This is a genomic window from Aeromicrobium sp. Leaf289, assembly GCF_001423335.1.
Classification (GTDB): Bacteria; Actinomycetota; Actinomycetes; order Propionibacteriales; family Nocardioidaceae; genus Aeromicrobium.
The window spans coordinates 180,395-201,884 of sequence record NZ_LMNK01000002.1 but is presented as its reverse complement, the minus strand read 5'-3'; the positions used below and the strand labels follow the sequence as shown (position 1 = coordinate 201,884).

17 protein-coding genes are annotated in these 21,490 nt (G+C 72.5%); 8 read left to right on the top strand and 9 right to left on the bottom strand.

The window, feature by feature from the left end; translation table 11 throughout:
• The first annotated feature begins 28 nt into the window (after positions 1-28).
• The 6 genes from ASF37_RS04890 to ASF37_RS04865 are packed head-to-tail and all read left to right on the top strand — an operon-like array spanning position 29 to position 8,798.
• Entirely contained in the window at positions 29-1,177 is a 1,149-nt protein-coding gene (locus ASF37_RS04890) for an acyl-CoA dehydrogenase family protein (protein WP_055961589.1), read from the top strand.
• Positions 1,174-2,580: an MmgE/PrpD family protein gene (locus ASF37_RS04885; protein ID WP_055961587.1), complete on the top strand. Its 1,407-nt coding sequence runs from the start codon at positions 1,174-1,176 to the stop codon at positions 2,578-2,580. Before ASF37_RS04890 ends, ASF37_RS04885 begins: the two co-directional genes overlap by 4 nt.
• Positions 2,577-4,691, top strand: a complete 2,115-nt coding sequence (locus ASF37_RS04880; protein ID WP_200931182.1) for an acetate--CoA ligase family protein — start codon at positions 2,577-2,579, stop codon at positions 4,689-4,691. Before ASF37_RS04885 ends, ASF37_RS04880 begins: the two co-directional genes overlap by 4 nt.
• Position 4,692: 1 nt before the next feature.
• On the top strand, positions 4,693-5,844 hold the full coding sequence (locus ASF37_RS04875) for an ABC transporter ATP-binding protein (protein WP_056579334.1): 1,152 nt from the start codon (positions 4,693-4,695) through the stop codon (positions 5,842-5,844).
• A gap of 1 nt (position 5,845) precedes the next feature.
• On the top strand, positions 5,846-7,603 hold the full coding sequence (locus tag ASF37_RS04870; protein ID WP_055961581.1) for an iron ABC transporter permease: 1,758 nt from the start codon (positions 5,846-5,848) through the stop codon (positions 7,601-7,603).
• A 46-nt stretch (positions 7,604-7,649) separates the two neighbouring features.
• Entirely contained in the window at positions 7,650-8,798 is a 1,149-nt protein-coding gene (locus ASF37_RS04865; RefSeq protein WP_055961577.1) for an ABC transporter substrate-binding protein, read from the top strand.
• A 153-nt stretch (positions 8,799-8,951) separates the two neighbouring features.
• Here the strand turns inward: ASF37_RS04865 and ASF37_RS04860 are convergent, their stop codons facing one another.
• From ASF37_RS04860 to ASF37_RS04825, 8 genes are all read right to left on the bottom strand, one after another.
• Positions 8,952-9,413: a MaoC family dehydratase gene (locus ASF37_RS04860; RefSeq protein ID WP_055961573.1), complete on the bottom strand. Its 462-nt coding sequence runs from the start codon at positions 9,411-9,413 to the stop codon at positions 8,952-8,954.
• The gene (locus ASF37_RS04855) at positions 9,410-10,621 is read right to left on the bottom strand and encodes an acetyl-CoA C-acetyltransferase (RefSeq protein WP_056579332.1); all 1,212 of its coding nucleotides are present in this window, start codon (positions 10,619-10,621) and stop codon (positions 9,410-9,412) included. Before ASF37_RS04855 ends, ASF37_RS04860 begins: the two co-directional genes overlap by 4 nt.
• Positions 10,618-11,505 (bottom strand): MaoC family dehydratase N-terminal domain-containing protein, encoded by an 888-nt coding sequence (locus tag ASF37_RS04850; RefSeq protein ID WP_056579331.1) that lies wholly within the window; start codon positions 11,503-11,505, stop codon positions 10,618-10,620. Before ASF37_RS04850 ends, ASF37_RS04855 begins: the two co-directional genes overlap by 4 nt.
• Positions 11,502-12,242: a 3-oxoacyl-ACP reductase FabG gene (fabG, locus tag ASF37_RS04845; RefSeq protein WP_055961563.1), complete on the bottom strand. Its 741-nt coding sequence runs from the start codon at positions 12,240-12,242 to the stop codon at positions 11,502-11,504. Before fabG ends, ASF37_RS04850 begins: the two co-directional genes overlap by 4 nt.
• Positions 12,239-13,078: a CoA ester lyase gene (locus ASF37_RS04840; RefSeq protein ID WP_082506402.1), complete on the bottom strand. Its 840-nt coding sequence runs from the start codon at positions 13,076-13,078 to the stop codon at positions 12,239-12,241. Before ASF37_RS04840 ends, fabG begins: the two co-directional genes overlap by 4 nt.
• Complete coding sequence (locus ASF37_RS04835; protein ID WP_056579329.1) at positions 13,075-14,295, bottom strand: CoA transferase; 1,221 nt, start codon at positions 14,293-14,295, stop codon at positions 13,075-13,077. The genes ASF37_RS04840 and ASF37_RS04835 overlap by 4 nt, the downstream gene beginning before the upstream one ends.
• Positions 14,292-15,074: an enoyl-CoA hydratase/isomerase family protein gene (locus ASF37_RS04830; protein WP_082506401.1), complete on the bottom strand. Its 783-nt coding sequence runs from the start codon at positions 15,072-15,074 to the stop codon at positions 14,292-14,294. Before ASF37_RS04830 ends, ASF37_RS04835 begins: the two co-directional genes overlap by 4 nt.
• 188 nt (positions 15,075-15,262) lie before the next feature.
• Positions 15,263-15,706 (bottom strand): hypothetical protein, encoded by a 444-nt coding sequence (locus ASF37_RS04825; RefSeq protein WP_056575037.1) that lies wholly within the window; start codon positions 15,704-15,706, stop codon positions 15,263-15,265.
• A 118-nt stretch (positions 15,707-15,824) separates the two neighbouring features.
• Here ASF37_RS04825 and ppc point away from each other — a divergent pair, with 118 nt between their 5' ends.
• Positions 15,825-18,668, top strand: a complete 2,844-nt coding sequence (gene ppc / locus ASF37_RS04820; protein ID WP_082506400.1) for a phosphoenolpyruvate carboxylase — start codon at positions 15,825-15,827, stop codon at positions 18,666-18,668.
• A gap of 84 nt (positions 18,669-18,752) precedes the next feature.
• Positions 18,753-19,364: a hypothetical protein gene (locus tag ASF37_RS04815; RefSeq protein WP_056579325.1), complete on the top strand. Its 612-nt coding sequence runs from the start codon at positions 18,753-18,755 to the stop codon at positions 19,362-19,364.
• Between the two features lie 78 nt (positions 19,365-19,442).
• On the opposite strand, the gene ASF37_RS04810 is transcribed toward ASF37_RS04815, so the two are convergent.
• Positions 19,443-21,311 (bottom strand): hypothetical protein, encoded by a 1,869-nt coding sequence (locus ASF37_RS04810; RefSeq protein ID WP_156364634.1) that lies wholly within the window; start codon positions 21,309-21,311, stop codon positions 19,443-19,445.
• Between the last annotated feature and the right edge of the window lie 179 nt (positions 21,312-21,490).

Here is a 21,490-nt window from a genome sequence, read left to right as displayed (position 1 = left end):
CACCACCACTTCCCACCGAAGGACACCGATGGACTTCTCCCTGACCCCCGAGCAGACCGCCCTCGTCGACTCCGTCACCAAGCTGGCCGAGAAGGAGTTCGCACCGAAGGCGTTCCAGCGGACCGAGTTCGCCTGGGACAGCCTCAAGGTGCTGGCCGACAACGGCCTGACCGGTCTGACCCTCGACCCCGAGCTGGGTGGCCAGGGCGCGTCCCTGCTCGACGCCGTGCTGGTCATGATGGCCATCACCAAGGTGTGCCCCCACAGCGCCGACGCGCTGCAGGCGAGCAACTTCGGCGCCATCCGCCAGGTCGCGAACTTCGGGTCCGAGCGGGTGAAGCGCGAGGTGCTGCCGAAGCTCCTCGCCGGCGACGCGATCGTCACCGCCGGCATGAGCGAGCCGGAGGCGGGCAGCGCGCTCACCGAGCTGCGCACGTCGGCCCGCATCGAGGGTGACGAGGTCGTCCTCAACGGCCAGAAGGTGTGGAACTCCCACGGTCCGGAGGCCTCCTACTCCGTCGTCTGGTGCCGGTTCGGCCCGACGACGAAGGACATCGGCGCCGTGCTGGTGCCGTTCGACGCCCCCGGCTTCTCGCGCGGGAAGACCGAGCGGCACATGTCGGGCGAGTCGCACTGCCAGCTCTACTTCGACGAGTGCCGCGTGCCGCGCGACTACGTGTTGGCCGAGTCCGGCGCCGTCCGCTCCATGCTGTCGATCTTCGGTGTCGAGCGGATGGGCAACGCCTCGCGCGCCCTCGCCCTCGCCGAGAGCGCCTACGAGCGGGCCGTCGAGCACGCCCAGGTCCGTACGCAGTTCGGCAAGAACCTCTGCGAGTTCCAGGGTCTGCAGTGGAAGTTCGCCGACATGAGGATCCAGCTCGACGCCTCCAAGATGCTGCTCTTCCGTGCCGTGGCCGACGCCGACGCCGGTGCGCCCGACTCCACCGACGCTGCGATCGCCAAGGTGCACGCCAACGAGACGGCGTTCAAGGTGGCCAACGACGCCCTGCAGGTCTTCGGCGCCAGCGGCTACTCCCAGGAGTTCCCGATGGAGTACATCGTGCGCCGCACGCGCGGCTGGATGATCGCCGGCGGGTCCACGGAGATCCTGCGCAACACCATCGCCCAGTCGGTCTTCGGCCGACGCTTCGACCAGCGGGCGGGAGCCAGCCGATGAGCACGAGCACCTCCGCCAGCCCCGACGCGGCCGGCCCGGCGCTCGAGGGCGCCACCGCCACGGTCGCCGAGTGGGCCGCCGCCCAGGCCGACCGGCCCCTCGACGCCGCCACCCGTCACCACGTGCGTCGGCTCTGGGTCGACTACCTGGCCGCGGTCGTCCCCGGCTCTGCCGCGCCGACGTCGCGCCAGGTGGCCCAGCACGCCGCCGTCCAGTACCCCGGCGACGCCGCCGAGGCGGTCGGATCGGGTCGGCTCTCGGCCCTCGGTGCCGCGCTGGTCAACGGCACGAGCGCGCACTGCCTCGAGGTCGACGACGGCTACACGCCGGGCAGCGTCCACCCCAGCACGGTCGTGTTCCCCGCCGTCCTCGCCGCGGCGCAGGCTGCCGGCAGCGACGACGAGCTCACCGAGCGGGCGCTGGCGGTGGGCCTCGAGGGCGTCTGCCGCCTGGCCGCCGCCGGCCACCCGGCCACCTGGCGCAACCACTTCCACAACACCCCGCTCACCGGCGTCCTCGCCGGGGCGCTCGCTGTCGGTGTGCTGCACCGCCTGGACGCTGAGCGGATGGAGCACGCGCTCGGCATCGCCGCGTCCCACGCCGGTGGCCTGTTCGCGTTCCTCGGCCAGGCGGCCGAGGTCAAGCGGCTGCACCCCGGCAAGGCGGCGCGCGACGCGATCGCGAGCGCCGAGCTGGCGAAGGCCGGCATCACAGGACCGCGCGGTGTCCTGGAGGCCCGGCACGGGTACGCCGAGGCGTTCACCCGCGGCGAGCTCGACGCCGAGACCCTGCTGGGTGGGCTCGGTGAGGAGTGGGTCTTCCTGCGCACCTACGTCAAGCCCTACCCCTGCTGCCGGCACCTGCACGGACCCATCGACGCCGCCCTCGCGCTGCGGGCCGAGCACGGGCTCAAGGCCGACGACGTCGCCTCCGTGCTGGTCCGCACCTACACGGTCGCCTCGCACCACGCCGCGACGGACGTCGACGAGTTCCTCGACGCGCAGATGAGCATCCCGTTCGCCGTGACCGTCGCCCTCACGTTCGACGAGGTCGGCCTCACCGAGTTCGGCCCCGAGGCCCGCCACGACGCCACCGTGCGCGACCTCGTCGGTCGCGTCGCCGTGGTGGCCGACGCCGACGCCGACGCGGCCTACCCGCGGCTGCGCCGCGCCGTGCTGGAGGTGACCCTGCACGACGGCACCGTCCTCACCGAGCAGGTCGACACGCCCTACGGCGAGCCGTCGAACCCGGTCAGCGACGACGACATGACCGCCAAGCTCGTCCGCCTGGCCGGTCCGGTCATCGGCCACGACCGCGCCGCCGCCCTGGCCGAGCAGACCTGGACCGCGCCCAGCGCCCGCACGACGCTCGACGTCGTCCTGCCCGAGGAGACCACCCCGTGACCGTCCTGTCCACCACCACCCTCGGTGGCGCCCTGATGCACCCCGAGTCCGTCGCGATCATCGGCGCCTCCGACGACATCAGCAAGACCGGCGCCCGACCGCTCGCGTTCCTGCGCAAGGCCGGGTACACGGGCCGGGTCTACCCGGTCAACCCGCGCCGCGACACGGTGCTCGGCGAGAAGGCGTGGCCGAGCATCTCGGCGCTGCCGGAGACGCCCGACCACGTGTTCGTCGCCGCCGACACCCGCTTCGTCGTCGACGCGGTGCGCGAGTGCGGCGAGCGCGGCGTTCCCGTCGTGACGGTGCTGGCCGGTGGCTTCGCCGAGGCAGGCCCCGAGGGCGCCGAGCGGCAGCGCGAGCTGCTCGAGGTGGCGCAGCGGTACGGCGTCCGCATCGTCGGGCCGAACAGCATCGGCGTGGTCAACCCCGGCGCAGGCATGCTGCTCACCGCCAACGCGGCCTTCGGCGAGGACGACATCCCGGTCGGCCGCACCTTCGTGGCGTCGCAGTCGGGCAGCGTCATCGGTGCCCTGATGACCCGGGCCAAGGCCGTGGGCATCGGGTTCGCCGGGCTGGTCTCGACCGGGTCGGAGATCGACCTGACGCTCGGCGAGATCTGCTCGGCCACGATCGACGACCCCGACGTCGACGCCTACTGCCTGTTCCTCGAGTCGCTCGACAACGCCGAGTCGCTCGCGGAGTTCGCGCAGCTCGCCCACGAGCACGGCAAGCCGGTGACCGTCTACAAGCTGGGCCGGTCCGACGCGGCGGCGGAGCTCTCCGTCTCCCACACCGGAGCCCTCGCCGGTGAGGACAGCGAGGCGAGCGCGTTCTTCGAGGCGTGCGGCTTCGTCCGGGTCGAGAACTTCGAGTCGCTCGTCGAGTGCGGGGCCGTGCAGCGTCGACTCGCCGACGCCCCGCGTCGCCCTGCCACGTCGGCACCGAGGGTGGGGGTCATCACCTCCACGGGTGGCGGCGCCGCGATCGCCGTCGACGAGCTCGAGATGCGCGGCCTGCGGGTCACCAAGCCGTCGAGCGCCACGTTCGCCGCGATCAACGACGCCGGCATCGCCGTGGCCGAGAGCCTGATCGTCGACCTCACGCTGGCCGGCACCCGGCACGACAAGGTGACGACCGTCCTCGGGATCCTCGAGGCCAGCCAGGAGCTGGACCTGCTCGTCTTCGTGATCGGCTCGTCGGCCCGGCTCAACCCGGAGCTGGCAGCGAGCGCGATCGAGGACTTCGCCGGCCGCGACCTCCCGGTCGTCGCGTGGGCGCTGCCCGACGCGCTCGTCACGCTGCAGCGCCTGCACCGCGCCGGGGTCCCGGCCTTCCGCACGGTCGAGTCGTGCGCGGAGTCCGTGGCTGCCACCTTGCGCACCAGGTCGCCGCGGCCCGAGGCGCTCACCACCGTCCCGCACCCGGCCGGCCCCACCGTCGCCCTCGACGAGCGGGCCTCCGCCGACGTCCTCTCGGCCGTCGGTGCCCGGTTCCCCGCGAGCGCCGTGCTCGGACCCCACGACGACGTGCCCGAGGGCCTGCCCTACCCCGTCGTGGTCAAGGTGCTGTCCGACGAGATCGCCCACAAGTCCGACGTCGGCGGTGTCGAGGTCGGTGTCGCCGACGCCGCGGGCGTGCAGGCCGCGCGCGAGCGCATCCTCCACAGCGTGGCCCGGCACCGGCCCGAGGTCGGCGCGGACACGGTGCTGGTGCAGGAGATGGTCGTCGACGTCGTCCAGGAGATGCTCGTCGGCTACCGGGTCAGCGAGACCGTCGGTCCGATGGTGGTCCTGGCCGCCGGTGGCGTCACGGTCGAGCTGTACGGCGACAGTGCCGCGCAGCTGGCCCCCGTCGACCGTGAGGTGGCGCTCGGCATGATCGAGTCCGTCCGGGCCACCGCGCTGTCGCGGGGCTACCGCTCCGCCCCCCACGGCGACCTGGACGCACTCGCCGACCTGGTCGTGGCGGTGTCCCGCCTGGCGCAGCACCGCCCCGACGTCGTCGAGGCCGAGATCAACCCCGCCGCGGTCCTGCGCGACGGCCACGGAGTGGTGGCGCTGGATGCGCTCGTCACGGTCCGCACCCCCACCCCTGTGACGAAGGAGAGCTGACATGGACGTCACCATCGAGAACCTGTCGCTGCACTACGGCGACTTCCAGGCGGTGAAGGACCTGTCGCTGGACATCGCCGACGGCGAGTCCATCGTGATGCTGGGCCAGTCCGGCTGCGGCAAGACCAGCACCATGCGGTGCGTCGCCGGGCTCGAGGAGCCGTCGGCGGGGCGCATCAGCATCGGCGGCCGCGCCGTCTTCGACGCCGACGCGGGCACCCGGGTCCCGGCCAACAAGCGCAACGTGGGCCTGGTGTTCCAGTCCTACGCCGTCTGGCCCCACCTCACGGTGCTGGAGAACGTGGCCTTCCCGCTGCGCATGCAGAAGGTCGCGAAGGCGCAGCTGCGCGAGAAGGCCCTGACCACCCTGCGGACGGTCGGCCTGGAGGACCAGGCCGACAAGAGCGCGAGCGCACTCTCGGGGGGCCAGATGCAGCGTGTCGCCCTGGCCCGCAGCCTCGCCATGGAACCGGCCATCATGTTGCTCGACGAGCCGCTGTCGAACCTCGACGCCCGCCTGCGCGACGACCTGCGGGTCGAGCTGCGTCGCCTGCAGCTGGACCTGGGCCTGACCTCGATCTACGTGACCCACGACCAGAGCGAGGCGCTGGCCCTGGCCGACCGGGTCGCCGTGATGCAGCACGGGCGCATCGCGCAGCTGGCCCGGCCGACGGAGATCTACGACACCCCGGCCTCGGCGTCGATCGCGGCGTTCCTCGGCGTGCTCAACATCTTCCCGGTCCAGCCCGGGACGGGTCACCGCCTCGTGTCGACCGAGCACCCCCTGGAGCTGGTCAGCGAGTCCGCCGGTCTCGGCGACGTGCCGGCCAGCGTGAGCATCCGGCCCGAGCACGTCCGGGTGACGCTCGACCGGGACGCGCAGGTCGCCAACGCCTGGGAGGGCACCGTCGGCGTGACGGTCTTCCAGGGTGCGACCACCCGCTGCTCGGTGACCCTCGACGCCGGACCGGTCGTGGAGGCCACCCTCGCGGGCTCGGCGGTCAACGTCTTCCACCCCGGCGACCGCGTGTTCGTGCAGGTCGACGCGCGCGACGTGAAGGTCCTGCCCGACGAGGTGCCCGGGATCGTCCCGGACCTCCCGGCCGCCGAGGCGCCCGCCGAGCTGGTCGGCGCCGGCCAGGCGGGTGAGTGAGATGGCCTCCGCCCTCGTCGACGCACCCGCCGCACCGTCGCCCGCACCGTCCACCGGGACGAGTGCCCCGAGGACCCGCGCCGGGTTCATGCGCCGCTGGCTCGGCTCCGGCCTGCTGATCGCCTTCCTGGCGTTCCTCATCCTGGTGCCCGCCGGCTTCGTGCTGCTGGCCTCCATGACCGGCTCCGTGCCGCGGCCGGGCAACATCAGCCTCTCGCCGACGCTCGGCAACTTCGGGGTCCTCGGTGTCCCCGAGGTCCGGCAGGCGTTCGTCAACTCGATGGTCATGGCCATCGCGGCCACGCTGCTCGCCGGTCTCATCGGCGGGACGCTCGCGTTCCTCGCGGCCCGCACCGACATCCGCATCCCGAAGTTCGTCTACCTCGTCGGCCTCATGCCGATGTTCCTGCCGTCCTACGTCGGCGCGCTGGCGTGGTCGATGCTCGGCAGTCCCAACGCCGGCCTGCTCAACATCGGGCTGCGCGACGTCGGTCTGCCGGCGTTCGTGAACATGTACTCGATGCCGGGCCTCGTGCTCGTCTTCGCGATGTACTACGCGCCCTACACCTTCCTCATGGTGCACGCGGCGCTGTCGCTCATGAGCCCCGACCTGGAGGAGGCGGCGCAGATCCACGGGTCGTCGACCCGCACGATGCTGCGACGCATCTCCTTCCCGCTCGCCCTGCCGGCGGTGCTCGGGTCGGCGATCCTCACCTTCACGCTGATCTTCGAGAACTTCCCGGTGGCGCAGGTGCTCGGCACGCCCGGCGGGGTCGACACCCTGCCGACCTTCATCTTCCGGCTGCTGAACGCGACGCCGTCGCGCGGCAACGAGAGCGCCGCCATCGCTGTGGTGCTCGTGGCGGTCGTCATCATCGCGACCACGCTGCAGAACCGCGTCATCGCCAAGCGGTCGTTCACGACGGTCACCGGCAAGGGCGTCAAGAACAAGAAGATCGCGCTCGGAGCGTGGCGCACGCCGGCCCTCGTCGCGGTGCTCGGCTTCTTCACGCTGTCGATCCTGCTGCCGCTGCTGGCGCTCGTCGTCACGGCCGGTCGCACGAGCCCGTACATGTCCTCGATCGGCGACCTGTTCCAGCCGGGTGCGTTCGACCTGTCGATCGTCGGCACGGTGCTGCAGTCCAGCAGCTTCCTCGACGCCACCGGCAACAGCGTCGTGGTCAGCGTCATCGCGGCCTCGGCCGGCACGGTGCTCGCCTTCCTCTGCGGCTACGCGGTCTACCGCACCACCGTCAGCGGCCGTCGTCTGATCGAGGGCATCTCGATGGTGCCGCTCGCCATCCCCGCGGTCGTGCTCGGCATGGGACTGCTGTGGACGTGGCTGGTCATGCCGATCCCGCTCTACGGCACCCTCGCGGTGATGGCGATCGCCTTCATCGCGGTGCAGTCCCCGCAGGGCTTCCGCGGGATCGCATCGTCGATCCTGCAGACCGATCGCGACCTCGAGGACAGTGCCGTCATGCTCGGCGCCAGCCGCACCCGCGCGATCCTCGCGGTCACCGTGCCGCTCATGAAGGTCGGGCTGCTGTCGACGTTCGTGCTGCTGCTCATGCTCAGCATGCGCGAGCTGACGGTGCCTCTGTTCCTCTACACGACCGACACCAAGATCCTCTCGATCGCGATCTACGACGCCTTCGAGAACGGCGGAGCCCTGCGCGGTGCGGCGGCCATGAGCCTTCTGTACTGCCTCGTCATGTTCGTCCTCTCCTACATCCCACGGCGCCTGGCGAACCGCTGACACCCCTCACCACCCGACCCCCTGCAGGACGTCCAAGGAGGACGACATGAAGAAGCCCACCAAGACCCTCGCCGTGGCCGCGGTCGCGGCGGTGTCCCTCACCCTCGCCGCATGCGGCGGCGGAGGAGAGGGCTCCAGCAGCGCCGGCGCGGGCAGCGCCGCCGAGGAGATCCTCGCCATGCCGGAGATCGACGACTCCGACGGACTCGTCATCGACGGGGAGCAGGTCGCCGACGCCGAGCTGCTCGAGGCCGCCCGCGAGGAGGGCTCCGTCGGTTGGTACACCGCCTCCGGTGCCGAGAGCGCCGAGGTCACGGCCGCGCGCTTCGAGGCCGAGACCGGCGTCGACGTCGACATGACGCGGATGCCGTCGGGCAAGCTCTCCGAGCGGGTGCTGAGCGAGGCCGGCGCCGGCCGCCTCGAGGCCGGCGTGGTGACCATCACCGACCCGGTGCTGGCCGAGGAGTTCGCCGAGGCGGGCGTGTACGCGCCGTACGAGGTGACGTCGAGCGACGCCCTGGCCGACACCGAGGGTGTCGTCTACGAGGACGGGCTCTACTACGCGCCCTACTACTCGGCGTACGCGTTCTCCTACAACAACCAGGTGGTGCAGAAGGGCGACGCCCCGAAGGACTGGTCGGACCTGCTCGACCCGAAGTGGAAGGGCAAGGTCGGCATCGTCAACGCGGGCGCCGGTGGCACCGTCCAGGGCCTCGCGAAGTTCCAGGAGGAGCTGGACGCCGACTACTGGGAGAAGCTCGCCGCCCAGGAGCCGCGCATCTTCGACACCACGAGCGTGCAGCTGGAGGCGCTCGCCCGCGGCGAGATCGAGGTCGCGACCTCGGGCTTCAACAGCACCTACGGTGCCGAGGTGGCCGGTGCGCCGATCACCCTCGTCGTGCCGCCGAGCGGTGTCTCGGGCACGTACAACATGCAGGGCGTCACGGAGGCCGGCCTCGACTCCGCGGCGGCCAAGCTGTTCCAGGACTGGACGATGTCGACGTCGGGCCAGCGGTTCGCGGCGGCGCAGGGCTTCGTGGCAGCACGCACCGACATCCCCACGACGAGGACCGGGTCGTACGAGCTGCCGTCGGGCGACTCCGACGGGCTCGAGCTCTACACGCCGGAGCAGGCCCGCACCGAGGGCGCCGACATCGTGGCGCGGTGGAACCGGGCGTTCGGCTACAGCGGCTGACGCACGACGAGCGCGGACGGGGCGGGTGGCGCACGGCGCCACCCGCCCTCGTGCTGCGTGGCTGGGACGGCGCCGGGCATGAGCGCGCGCCCCGCCGGTGGGTGAGTCCGGGCCGGCGAGGCGCGCGGGTCGGGGGTGGCCGCGAGGCGGGGCTCAGGCCAGGATCAGCGACAGCTTGTCGGCCACGCAGACCGGGCGGTCGTGTCCGTCGCGCAGCATCGTGAAGCGGAACGTCACGAGCCAGGAGCCGTCGCGTTCCTGCACGTCGGTGACGCGGCAGGACAGACGCAGCGTGGAGCCCACCGGGACGACGGCCGGGAATCGGACGCGCTCGAACCCGTAGTTCACGCGCGCCGTGCCCAGCTCCACGGAGTAGAGCTCGGGCGCCAGCGCCGTGACCAGCGACAGCGTCAGCTGGCCGTGGGCGATGACACCGCCGAACGGACCGGTCGCGGCGCGCTCGGGGTCGACGTGGATCCACTGGTGGTCGCCGGTGACGTCGGCGAACGCGTCGATGCGCTGCTGCTCGACGACCAGCGGGCCGCTCGGGCCGAGCTCGACGCCCACGAGCGCGTGCAGCGCCTCCGGGGAGTCGATGACCGCCGGACCGCTCACGCGCCGACCCGCTCGAAGACCGCCGAGATGCCCTGGCCGCCGCCGATGCAGAGCGTCACCAGCCCGTACCGGCCCTCGCGGCGCGCCAGCTCCTGCGCCATCGAGCCGACGAGCCGGGCACCGGTCGCGCCGACCGGGTGGCCAAGAGAGATGCCGGACCCGTGCGGGTTGATGCGCGGGTCGTCCGGCTCCACGCCCCACGTGCGCAGCACGGCCAGCACCTGGGCGGCGAAGGCCTCATTGAGCTCCACGACGTCGAGGTCGTCGAAGCCGATGCCCGCCCGGCCGAGCGCGTCGGCCGTGGCGGGGACGGGACCGATCCCCATCGTCTCCACCGGCACGCCGGCGACGGCCCAGCTGCGCAGGGCGACGAGCGGGGTGAGCCCGTGACGGGCGGCGAGCTCGGGGGTGGTGACGACGCACATGGCGGCCGCGTCGTTCTGCCCGCTCGCGTTGCCGGCGGTGACCGTCGCCTCTGCGTCGACCTTGCCCATGATCGGCCGCAACGCGCCGAGCGACTCGAGCGTCGTGTCGGCGCGGGGGTGCTCGTCGACGTCGACGACCGTCTCGCGCCGGCCCGAGCCGACGGTGACCGGCACCATCTCGTCGGCGAAGATCCCCGCCCGCTGGGCGGCCACGGCGCGCTGGTGCGACTGCACCGCGAGAGCGTCCTGGTCGTGCCGGGAGATGCCGTGCTCCCGCCGCAGGTTCTCGGCCGTCTCGATCATGCCGCCCGCCACGGGGTGGAAGCGGCCGCCCGCCGTCTGACGAGCCCGCACGAGGGCGTCGTGCATCGTGACGCCCGTGCGTGCACCGCCCCAGCGGATGTCCGTGGAGTAGAAGGGGACGTTGCTCATGCTCTCGGCGCCGCCGGCGACGACCAGCTCCGCCGCGCCGGTCTGGACGGCCATGGCCGCATTGACGACGGCCTGCAGGCCCGACCCGCAGCGCCGGTCGACCTGCTGGCCGGCCGCGCGGATGCCGAGCCCGGCGTCGAGGGCCGCCACGCGTCCGATCGCGGGGGCCTCGGCGTTCGGGTTGCAGTGCCCCAGGATCACGTCGTCGACCGCATCGGTCGGGAGCCCCGTGCGCTCGACGAGCGCGGTGAGGGTGGTGGCGGCCAGCTCGGCCGCAGTGGCCGCGGCGAGGGAGCCGCCGTAGCGGCCCACGGGGGTGCGCACGGGGGCGCAGATGACGGCGTCGTTCACGAGGTCTCCTCGAGGTGGTGGTGGGCAGTGACGGTCGAGACCGGCTCGGCGGCGTGGTCGGGGTCGTCGATGGGACCGGGTCGGCGCGCCTCGACGGTGCAGCCCTGGCCGGAGTCGGCACCGGGATCCACGACGTCGAGGTGCGCCCGCTGGCCCGCGACCAGGGCGGAGCGGCCACGGTGCGCGACGCGGCGCAGCGGTCCGCCCCGGCGACGGGCGACCTCGGCGAGGGCGAGCGCCAGCAGCGGGCCGTGGACGACCAGTCCGGCGTAGCCTTCCGTGCCGGTCGCGTAGGGGTGGTCGTAGTGGATCCGGTGGGAGTTGCAGGTGAGTGCGCTGAACCGTGCGAGCAGCGGGGCATCGGCACGGAAGTCCCAGGAGGCCCGCTCGGTCGAGGACAGTCCGGCAGGGCCGTCGTCGGGCGAGGCCGGGACGCCCGCGCCCGGCGGTGACGGTGCGACGAGACCCGCGCCGGCCCGGTAGACGAGGTCGAGCCGCTCCTGGACCGCGGGGCCCTGGTCGTCGTGCACGGTGTCGCGGACGGTCACGAAGCGCAGGGGCCCCGAGCGGCCCTGCGTGTCGCGCACGTCCTCGACGACACGTTCGATGCCGACCTCGGCGCCGATGCGCAACGGGCGCAGCACCGCGACCTCGCCGCCGGCGAACATCCGGCGCGGCAGGTCTCGGCGCGTCGGCAGGCCGTCGTCGATCGCGTGCCCGTCGGGTCCGAGGGCCGACAGGGGCACCCACCGTGCCAGAGCAGCCCAGTGCCACAGGGCCGGCAGGGGTGCGCCGACGGAGGTGTCGACGTCGTCGGCGCCGAGCAGGTCGGCCAGGCCGGCGACGGCGAGCGGGTCGACCGTGCGCGTGGGACGTCCGCTCACATGAACCGTCCGCCGGTGACCTCAGCCACCGTGCCGGTCATGTAGGACGACATGGCCGAGGCGTAGAACAGGGCGACCTGGGCGACCTCCTCGGGCTCCCCGGCCCGCTGCATCGGGATCTCGGCCATCTTGCCGTCCCAGGCCTTCTGCGGCATGGCCCGTGTCATGGCCGACGCGACCAGGCCCGGCTGGATGGCGTTGACGCGCACTCCGTGGTGGGCCATCTCCTTCGCCGCGGCCTTCGTCAGCCCGACGATGCCGGCCTTGGCGGCGGAGTAGTTGGTCTGCCCCACCATGCCGACCTTGCCCGAGAGCGAGGAGATGTTGACGATCGCGCCGCTCTTGGCCTCCCGCATGTGGGCGGCCGCGAGCCGGGTGCCGTTCCAGCACCCCTTCAGGTGGACGGCGATCACCTGGTCGAAGGCCTCCTCGCTCATGGTGCGCATCGTCGCGTCGCGGGTGATGCCCGCGTTGTTGACCATCACGTCGAGCCGACCCCAGCGCTCCACGGCCGCGTCGATCGCGCGCTGGACGTCGTCGGCGCTGACGACGTCGCAGGCGACGGCGAGAGCCACGTCGTCGCCCCCGAGCTCCGCGACGGCCTTGCTCGCAGCGTCGGCGTCGAGGTCGGCGACCACGACGCGTGCCCCGGCGTCGACGAAAGCGTGGGCGATGGCGAGACCGATGCCTTGGGCGGCGCCGGTGACGACGGCGACCTGGGAGTCGAGCAGGGTCATGCGGGTTCTCCTTCGGTGGGGGACGGTGCGGCAGAGGACGTGGAGCTGTGTCGGCGTCCTCGCGCGAGGACCTGACGGGCGCGGGCGAGGACCGGGGCGTCGACCATCTGCCCGTCGACGACGGCGACGCCGTCACGCTCGGCGCCGACGACCGTGCGGGCCCAGGCCAGCTCCTGCGACGACGGCGCGAACCGGTCCGCCGCCGTGGTGACCTGGTCGGGGTGGATGCACAGCTTGCCGCGAAGGCCCAGGCGCTCGGCGCGGGCGAGGTCGGCGACGAGGCGGTCGGGGTCACGAAGCTGCGGGGTGACCCCGTCGACCGGGCCCACCAGGCGGGCTGCGGCCGAGGCCACGACGAGGGCCGCGCGGGCGTGGTCGACGACTTCGCCGACGTCGGGATCCACACCGAGGTCCGTGGCGAGGTCGAGGTGGCCGAGAGCCAGGCGGGTGACCGACGGCGAGGCGGCGACGTCGACGGCGTCGATCAGGCCACGCGCCGTCTCCACCAGTGCGAGGACCTCGACGGCGACCTCGCCGAGGGCGACGACGGCCGCGCGGTCGGCCATGGGCAGCACCACCGGCAGCCCGTGCTCGACCGCCATCGCGACGTCGGCACGGTGCCACGTGGTGCCGACGGCGTTGACCCGCACGGCCACACGCGCGCCTGCCGCGGCGGCCTCGGCGACGAGGGCACGGGCAGCGTCCTTCGCGTCGGCGGCCACGGCGTCCTCGAGGTCGCACAGCACCGCGTCGGCACCGGAGGCGAGGGCGCGCTCGAACCGGTCGGGTCGGTCGCCCGGCACGAAGAGCAGCGTGGTCGCGTCGGCCAGGCTCACGCGACGTCCTGGCGGGCGATCACTCCGCGGTCGCTGAGGCCGCCGATCTCGGCGTCGCCGAGCCCCAGCTCCTCGGTGAGCACGGCGAGGGTGTCCGACCCGAGCTCCGGAGCGGGCGAGGGCCAGACCGTGTCGTCGCCCCAGCGCAGCGGCGACGACGATGCGGCCATCCGACCCACGCCGGGCTGCTCGATGTCGCGCAGGACGGGACGGGCGGCGTCACGGGCGACCTCGCCGGCCTGGTCGACCGACAGGTACGGAGCCCACAGGACTCGTGCCTCGTCGAGCAGCGCGGCGAGGTCGTCGATCGGTCGGGCGGCGAACCAGGGCCGCAGGATCGAGGCGATCGTCTCGCGCAGCTCGTAGCGGGCCGCCTCGTGGCGCAGGTCCACGTCGAGTGCCTTCTCCAGCGCGGCGAACACGTCCACGGTCCCCGTGACGGCGCACAGCGCGTGCCACTGGCCCTCGGTCAGCGCCACGACCATGACGCGCTCGCCGTCGCGGCTCGCGAAGTCGGTGCCGAAGCTGCCGAAGACATGGTTGCCGTGCCGCTGCCGGCTGTGGCCGACCTCGTCGGCCTCGGCGAACCAGCCGAGGGCGCCGACGGAGGAGACCGCGACGTCGTACAGAGCGAGGTCGACGTGGCTCCCGATGCCGTCGGCGCGACGCTTCTGGAGCGCGGCCAGGACCGCGACGGAGGCGTGCAGCCCGGTGAGCAGGTCCCAGGCCGGCAGCACGTGGTTGACCGGGGTGTCGAGGAACTCCGGGCCGGTCATGTCGGCGATGCCGACCGAGGCGTTCACGGTGTAGTCGACGGCAGGACGACCGCCCGGGAAGCCCTCCACGTGCACGGAGATGGCGTCGGCGCGCACGGCGGCGAGGTCCTCGTGGGTCAGCCGGTTCCTGCCGACGACGTTGTCGAGGTAGATGCCCCGCCCCGGGCCCTCGCGGGTGGCCAGGGCGAGCAGCAGCTCGCGGCCCTCGGGGGTGCGGTAGTCGAGCGCGACGGACCGCTTGCCCTTGTTGAGGTTGGCCCAGTAGAGGCTGGCGCCGGACCGGCTCAACGGCCACCGTCCGAAGTCGCTGCCGCCGCCGGGCAGGTCCACGCGCACCACGGAAGCGCCGAGCTGGGCCAGCGTCATGCCGCACGTCGGGCCCGCCACGAAGGTGGCACACTCCACGACCTCGATGTCCACGAGCGTCTGCCCCGGCGTCATCGGTACACCGGGTCCCGGCGCGCGGCGAAGGCGGCGTGGCCCTCCGCGGCATCGCGTCCGTGACCCGCGAGCGAGACGCCCACGCGCTCCTCGCGCAGGAACGCCTCGAGCCCTTCGTGCTCGGCCACGTCGCACATCCAGCGCGTCACCGCGAGCGACTCCAGGGGGCCGGACGCCAGGTCCGCGGCCAGCTCGAGGGCCACGGTCGTGGCGCTGCCGGTCGGGCAGACCCGGGTGACCAGGCCGGCGTCGTAGGCGTCCTGCGCCGCGAGACGTTCACCGAGGAGCAGGTGCCGGGTCGCGGCCTGGCGGCCGAGGGCGCGGGTCAGGTGCCACGCGACCCCGCCGTCCGAGGCGAGACCGCGACGGGCGAACGGTGCGAGGAAGAACGCGTCGTCGGCGGCCACCACGACGTCACACCCGAGCACGAGACCCCAGGCGGCGCCGATCGCGTAGCCGTCCACCGCCGCGATGGTCGGAGCCGCTGCGGCGCGGATCTCGCGGACCGCGCGGTGGATGAGCGAGAGCCGAGCGGCGGGGCCGAACAAGCCGTCGGAGGGGCCGGGCATCGTGCCGACGTCGCCTCCCGACGAGAAGTGGAGGTCGCCGCCGGTGAGCACGATGGCGCGGGCACGAGGCGCGTCGACGGCGAGTGCGTGCAGCAGCTCCTCGACCAGCTGGTGGTCGAGGGCGTTGCGTCGGTGCGGACGGTCGAGCCGGAGCTCGAGCACGTCCTCGTGCCACGTGACGCGCAGGACGGGAGAACCTGGAACAGACATCAGCCTACATTCTATATAATGTGTACTGACAGTGTGCCGCGTCACGTCGCGCGTGGCAAGAGACCAGGACGACACGACCGGGGCGTGCGCACGACGAGGGGTGCTCGCCGATACGGTGTGCTCTGCCCCCGTCGCTTCTATTCACCCCTGGAGGAGGCGGCGGGGGACCTCGAAGGTCCGGAAGGGGCTCAGCGCTGGTCGGGCTGCAGCAGGTCGGTCCGCTGAACGTAACGACTCAGCCGGTCCTGCACCAGGCGCACGTGGTCGTGCAGCCACACGGTGACCGCCGGGCCGAACATCGACGACGAGGCCGATGCGGAGTACCGCACGATCGTGCCGCGACCGTCCGGCTCGAGCACGATGCGCTCGTTCACCACTGCCATGGGCGAGGTGGTGCGCAGCCGGAGCTCCTCGGGCGGGTCGAGGTGCGTGACGACGACCGTGGCATCCATCAGGTCCTCGCCGTGCTGCAACGAGCAGAGGTACGACTGCGCTGCGTCGAGGAGGTCGGAGCCGGTGGACGCGCAGCGACTCACCGCACTCCACTCGCCCAGCGTCTCCAGACGCAGCAGGTTCGCCCACAGCTGTGAGCGCGTCTGCGGCGACGCGATCCTGTGCTCCTCGGCGATCATCCTTCGACGGTAGACACGGGTCGGGTCATGCGCATTCCGAGAAGACCACTGAGCAGCCTCTGAGCAGGTTCTCCGGACGCGCCACACGTCTGCAACACAGGACCGGCAGGATGGACCCATGAGCTCCGCCAGCCCCCGCACGACCGAGCAGATCCTCGAGTCCGACCGCCGCGCGCCCGACGCCGCCCTGTTCGCGGGGGGTGTCGCCTCCGACGAGGAGCACGCCGCCCTGCGTGCGTCGGTGCGCCAGCTGACGACGCTGCTCGGCGAGGCCCTCACGCGGCACGAGGGGCCGGAGCTGCTGGACCTCGTGGAACGGGTGCGCCACCTCGCGCGCACCCCCGACAGCGGGCAGGGCGCCGCCGAGCTGCGGGCGGCGCTCGACGACCTGGAGCCCGAGCGCGCCGTGGTGCTCGCGCGGGCGTTCGCGCTGTACTTCCAGCTGGTCAACATCACCGAGCAGCTGCACCGCTGGCAGGAGCTCACCATCGGCTCCGAAGGTCCGCTCGCCGGCACCTTCGGGCGCATCGAGGAGGCCCTGGCCGACGGCAGCCTCGACGCCGACCTGCTGACGTCGGTGCTGGCGCGCGTGGAGTACCGCCCGGTGTTCACCGCCCATCCGACCGAGGCCAGCCGACGCACCGTGCTGCGACTGCTGCGCAAGGTCGCCGAGGCGGTGCGCGAGCTCGAGGACCCCCGGCGTCCGGCGTCCGAGACCGCCACGGGCGAACGCCGCCTGGCCGAGCTGATCGACCTGCTGTGGCAGACCGACGAGCTGCGCGTCGTGCGCCCGGAGCCGCAGGACGAGGCCCGCACCGCCGTGTACTACCTGCGCTCCATCGCCTCGGAGGTCGTGCCCGGCCTGCTCGACGAGCTCGACCGGCAGGCCGCCCGGGTGGGCGTCGAGCTGCCCGAGACGTCGCGACCGCTGCGCTTCGGCACGTGGGCCGGAGGCGACCGCGACGGCAACCCCAACGTCACGCCCGACGTCACCCTCGAGGTGCTGCACCTGCAGCACACGTCGGGAATCAGCGAGCTGGTGGCGATGGTCGACGAGCTTCTCACCGAGATGACCGCCTCGACCCGCATCGTCGAGGCCAGCGCCGAGCTGCTCGACAGCCTTGCCGAGGACGCCGAGGCCCTGCCGATCACGTGGAGCACCATCCGCCGGCTCAACGCCGACGAGCCCTACCGGCTCAAGCTCAGCTTCGTGCGCGTGCGCCTGCTGCGCACCCGCGACCGGCTCGTGAACGACACCCCGCACGAGCCCGGCCGCGACTACCTGTCCTTCGACGAGATGGTGCGCGACCTGGTGCTGGTGCGTCGGTCCATGCTCGCCGCCGGCGACGCGCTGACCGGCGACGGCGCCATCCGCCGGCTCATCCGCACCGCCGTGACGTTCGGAGCAGGGCTGGCGACCATGGACGTGCGTGAGCACTCCGCGAAGCATCACGCCGCCCTGGCCGACCTCTACGAGCGGCTCGGTGAGCCCGGGTACGGCGACCTCGAGCGGCCGCAGCGGATCGAGCGGCTGCAGCAGGAGATGACGTCGGCCCGCCCGCTCCTCGGGGCGTCGGTCGACCGGGCCCGGCTGGGGGAGGCCGCGTCGGCGTCGCTGCGGCTCATGGAGACCATCCGCGTCGCCCTCGACACCTACGGTCCCGAGGTGGTCGAGACCTACATCGTGTCGATGACCCACGACGTCGACGACCTGTTCGCCGTGGTCGTGCTGGCCCGCGAGGCCGGGCTCGTCGACCTGACCGGAGGCGTCGACGGGCCGGCGCTGGCGCGCATCGGCTTCGCGCCGCTGTTCGAGACCGTGGCCGAGCTGGAGGCAGCAGGACCCCTGCTCCAGGCCCTGCTCTCGGACCCGTCGTACCGGCGGATCGTCGCCGCGCGCGGCGACGTGCAGGAGATCATGCTCGGCTACTCCGACTCCTCGAAGGACGCGGGCATCGCGGCGTCGCAGTGGCAGATCCACCGGGCCCAGCGCGCCCTGCGCGACGTCGCCCGCGAGCACGGCGTGGTCCTGCGGCTCTTCCACGGCCGCGGCGGCTCCGTGGGCCGCGGTGGCGGACCCACGGCCGAGGCGATCATGAGCCAGCCCTACGGGTCGCTCGACGGACCGATCAAGATCACCGAGCAGGGCGAGGTCATCTCCGACAAGTACGCGCTGCCCGGCCTGGGCCGGCACAACCTCGAGGGGGCACTCGCCGCCGTCATCGAGGCGTCGACGCTGCACCGCACGTCGCTGCTGCCCCAGGAGGTGCTCGACGGCTGGAACACGACGATGGACGTGGTCGCCGAGCAGGGGAAGGTCGCGTACCGGGCGCTCGTGCGCGACGACGCGCTCGTCCCGTTCTTCGTGGCCGCCACGCCCGTCGACGAGCTGGGCAAGATGAACATCGGCTCGCGCCCTGCCAAGCGCCCCGGCGGAGCCGGCGGCCTCGACGACCTGCGTGCCATCCCGTGGGTGTTCGGCTGGACCCAGTCGCGCATCATCCTGCCCGGCTGGTTCGGCGTCGGGTCCGGCCTCGCGGCCGCCTTCGAGGACGGCCGCGGCGAGACCCTGCAGGAGATGTACGGGTCGTGGGCGTTCTTCCGCACGTTCCTGTCCAACGTGCAGATGACGCTGGCCAAGACCGACCTCGACATCGCCGCGTCCTACGTCGAGGCGCTCGTGCCCGACGACGCCCGCCACCTTCTCGACGTCATCCGCGCCGAGCACGAGCGCACGGTCGAGCAGGTGCTGCGCGTGACGGGTCAGTCGTCGCTGCTGGAGCAGGCGCCGGTGCTGCGTCGTACGCTCGAGCTGCGCGACCACTACCTGGCCCCGCTGCACGCCCTGCAGGTCTCGCTGCTCGGCAAGGCCCGCGCCGCCGAGTCGCCGTCGGCCGAGACCGAGCGGGCGCTCCTGCTCACGATCAACGGCATCGCGGCCGGCCTGCGCAACACCGGCTGACGTCGTCTGGTCGTCGTCCGCGCCTTGCGGCCTGCCGGCACGACGTCTCCGGCAGGTGAGGGACGATCGACCTAGAGTGGGACGGTGAAGAGCTCCGCGGTGGTCCTGGTCGCGATCCTCATGTCCGTGACGGCGTGCACCGGCGGGGGTGACGAGCCCTCGGCCGCCGCCCCGTCGGCCTCGGCGTCGGCATCTGCATCGGTCGGGACCGACCCCACCGCGAGGTCGGTCGACGGCGACGTCGAGGTCTGGGACCTGACCGGTGATCCGTCCGACGCCTCGTTCGGGATCGGGAAGGCCGAGCCTCGGGCCGACTACGGCGGCGACGAGCCGCGGGCCGTGCGGTTCGAGCTCGAGGGAGGGTCGATCCAGCTCGACCTCTCCGACCTGACGTTCTACCACGAGGGCGACATCTTCGCGTTCCTCTCCCGTACGGCCGAGATCCCCCCTGACCAGCTGGCGGAGGGGTACCGCGACCTGCTCGAGGCGCTCGACGTCGACCGGGCGAGCGCCGACGCGTTCGAGGCCGAGCTCGCCGGTGCTCCCACCGACCAGACCGGTCAGGTGACCGTGAGCTATCCGGACGAGATCCGCCTCGGTGACTGGACTCTCGCGGTGAGCGCTGCGATCTCGCCGGCGGTCGGCACCGGGGTCCTGACCGTCAGTGCGGGGTACAGACCTCTGCTGGTCGGCTGAGCCGGCCCCGGCGCGACGACGGCGCCGCCCTTCGCTCGTGCGGGAGGCGGCGCCGTCGTCGTCCGTGTGCGCGTGCGATCAGCGCACGTACTTCAGGCGGTACTGGAAGGCGCCTGAGACGACCGAGTCGGCGCGGGTGGTCCGATCGGAGTTGACCACGTCGTAGCGGGTGGAGAAGAAGTCCTGCGAGACGAGGATGTCGTCGTTGCGGGACTGCTTCGACAGCAGGGTCGCGACCTCCTGGGCCGACTCCGGCTCCTTCGCCGGGACCGACAGCGGGTCCTCCTCGTCGTCGTAGTAGAAGTCCTCGTCGTCCTCCCAGTAGAACGACTCCCCGTACTCCTCGTCGTCCTCCCAGCCGCTGAGCTCGTTCGCGCCGAGGATCCGCAGCCGGCCGGTGCCGTAGGCGAAGACCGAGGTCCGGATCTCCATGACGACCGACTTGGGGGTGGCCTTGGAGTACTTGTCGGCCTTGACGAGGTTGAAGCGGAGCTTGAACGGCGTGCCCTTCTTGACGGTGAGCGTGCCGCTGGACTTGAGCCGGCCCCACGCCTTGCGCGACGGGTAGTAGCGGTCGATGGTGCCGATCTTCAGCGCCTTGTACGGCGAGGTCAGCGTGTCGTCGATCGTGACGTCGTCGACGTCGAGGTTGGCGAACTCGTTCTCCTGCAGCGCCGCGATGTCGTTGGCCACGCCGTCGGCCACGTACTCGCCGAGGTAGTCCGTGACGCTGTAGCGCTGCGTGCGCTCGAGGGTGACGGGCTTGCCGTCCTCCTTGGCCGTGCCCTTGACCGTCCACGACACGAGCGACTCGCCGCCACCCAGCTGGTCCTGCGCGAGAGCCGCGTCGCGGAAGGCGTGCGTGCCGGCGATCTCGGTCAGCGCCTCCGGGTTCGGCACGGTGGACCGGTAGGTCGTGGCGGGCTTGCCGTCGGAGCGCGCGGTCGACGTGACGATGGCGGAGTCGACGGCCTGGCCGAGGCGGCCCGCGATGCCGGCGAGTCCGTCGTGGGTCAGCGCGCCCTGGGGTGCGGCGAGGTTGGCCATCTTGAACGAGCCGACGCCGTCGGCCTGGATGAACGACGTCTTCGCACCGTGGAGGGTGCGGCTGGCGTTGCGGAAGTCCATCGGGTGCCCGAAGCCGACCACGTCGTCGCCGCAGACGGCGGTGGCGGTGCCGAGGCCGTAGCTGGAGAGGGAGCCGTAGGAGTCGGCGGCGGCGAGGTTGCCGCCGGCCACGATCGGGACCTCCTCGCCGAGGCTGGCGCCACCGGCTGCGACGTCACGCGCGGGCGCACCGGCGCGCTTGGCGATCTTGGCGTACCCGGCGGCGAACTTGGTCGGGAGGGTGATGGCCGAGACCGGCGCGATGCGGCGGGCGCCCTTGCCGAGCTCGGCGCTGCTCGCACCGGCAGCCACGAGCTGCTTCTTCTGCGACGACGTCAGCGTGATGCGCTCGGCGGGGGCCGACACGTCCTCGTCGTCGAGCAGGTCGTAGAGGTCGGCGGCCGGCGTGATGCCGGCGATGGACGACGACTCGTTGCCGCCGAAGGTGTACGCGACCGCTCCGACGAGTCGCCCGTCCTCGGCGTAGACCGGCGAGCCGGAGATGCCCGACCAGACGCCGGCGTCGATGGTGCCGTCGCTCCTGGTGATGCGCGAGCCCGAGAGGTCGAACACGAGGGTGTCGCCGTCGTCGCTCTCGAGGGTGTCGATGTAGGTGCCGCTGAAGGCCTCGGGCGTCACGTCGGACCCGCGCGAGCGGCCGGCGGTGGTGAGGCCCGTGACGGTCTGGCCGGACTCGAGGTCGGCGGCGGGGAACGCGGCGGCGCACTGCTCGAAGGACGGGGGCGCCGCGGTCGCCGGGGCGGCGACGAAGGCGACGCTGCCGGCGACGAGCGCGACGCTGGCGCACATCGACGAGGACAGCAGGGAATGACGGGGCATGGGGGAGCTTCCCTCCGACGGAAGGCCCCGGGGTCGGGGCAGGTGAGGCCACCGTAGAGCCCGGCGGGGTCGTTTCTTGGGCAAAGACGCAAAATTGGTCCGGAAGGACTATGCGCCCCGAGCGTCGTGCCCACGGAACCCGATTTCCGTCGCGCCGACGCCGTCCCGTACACTCGTCT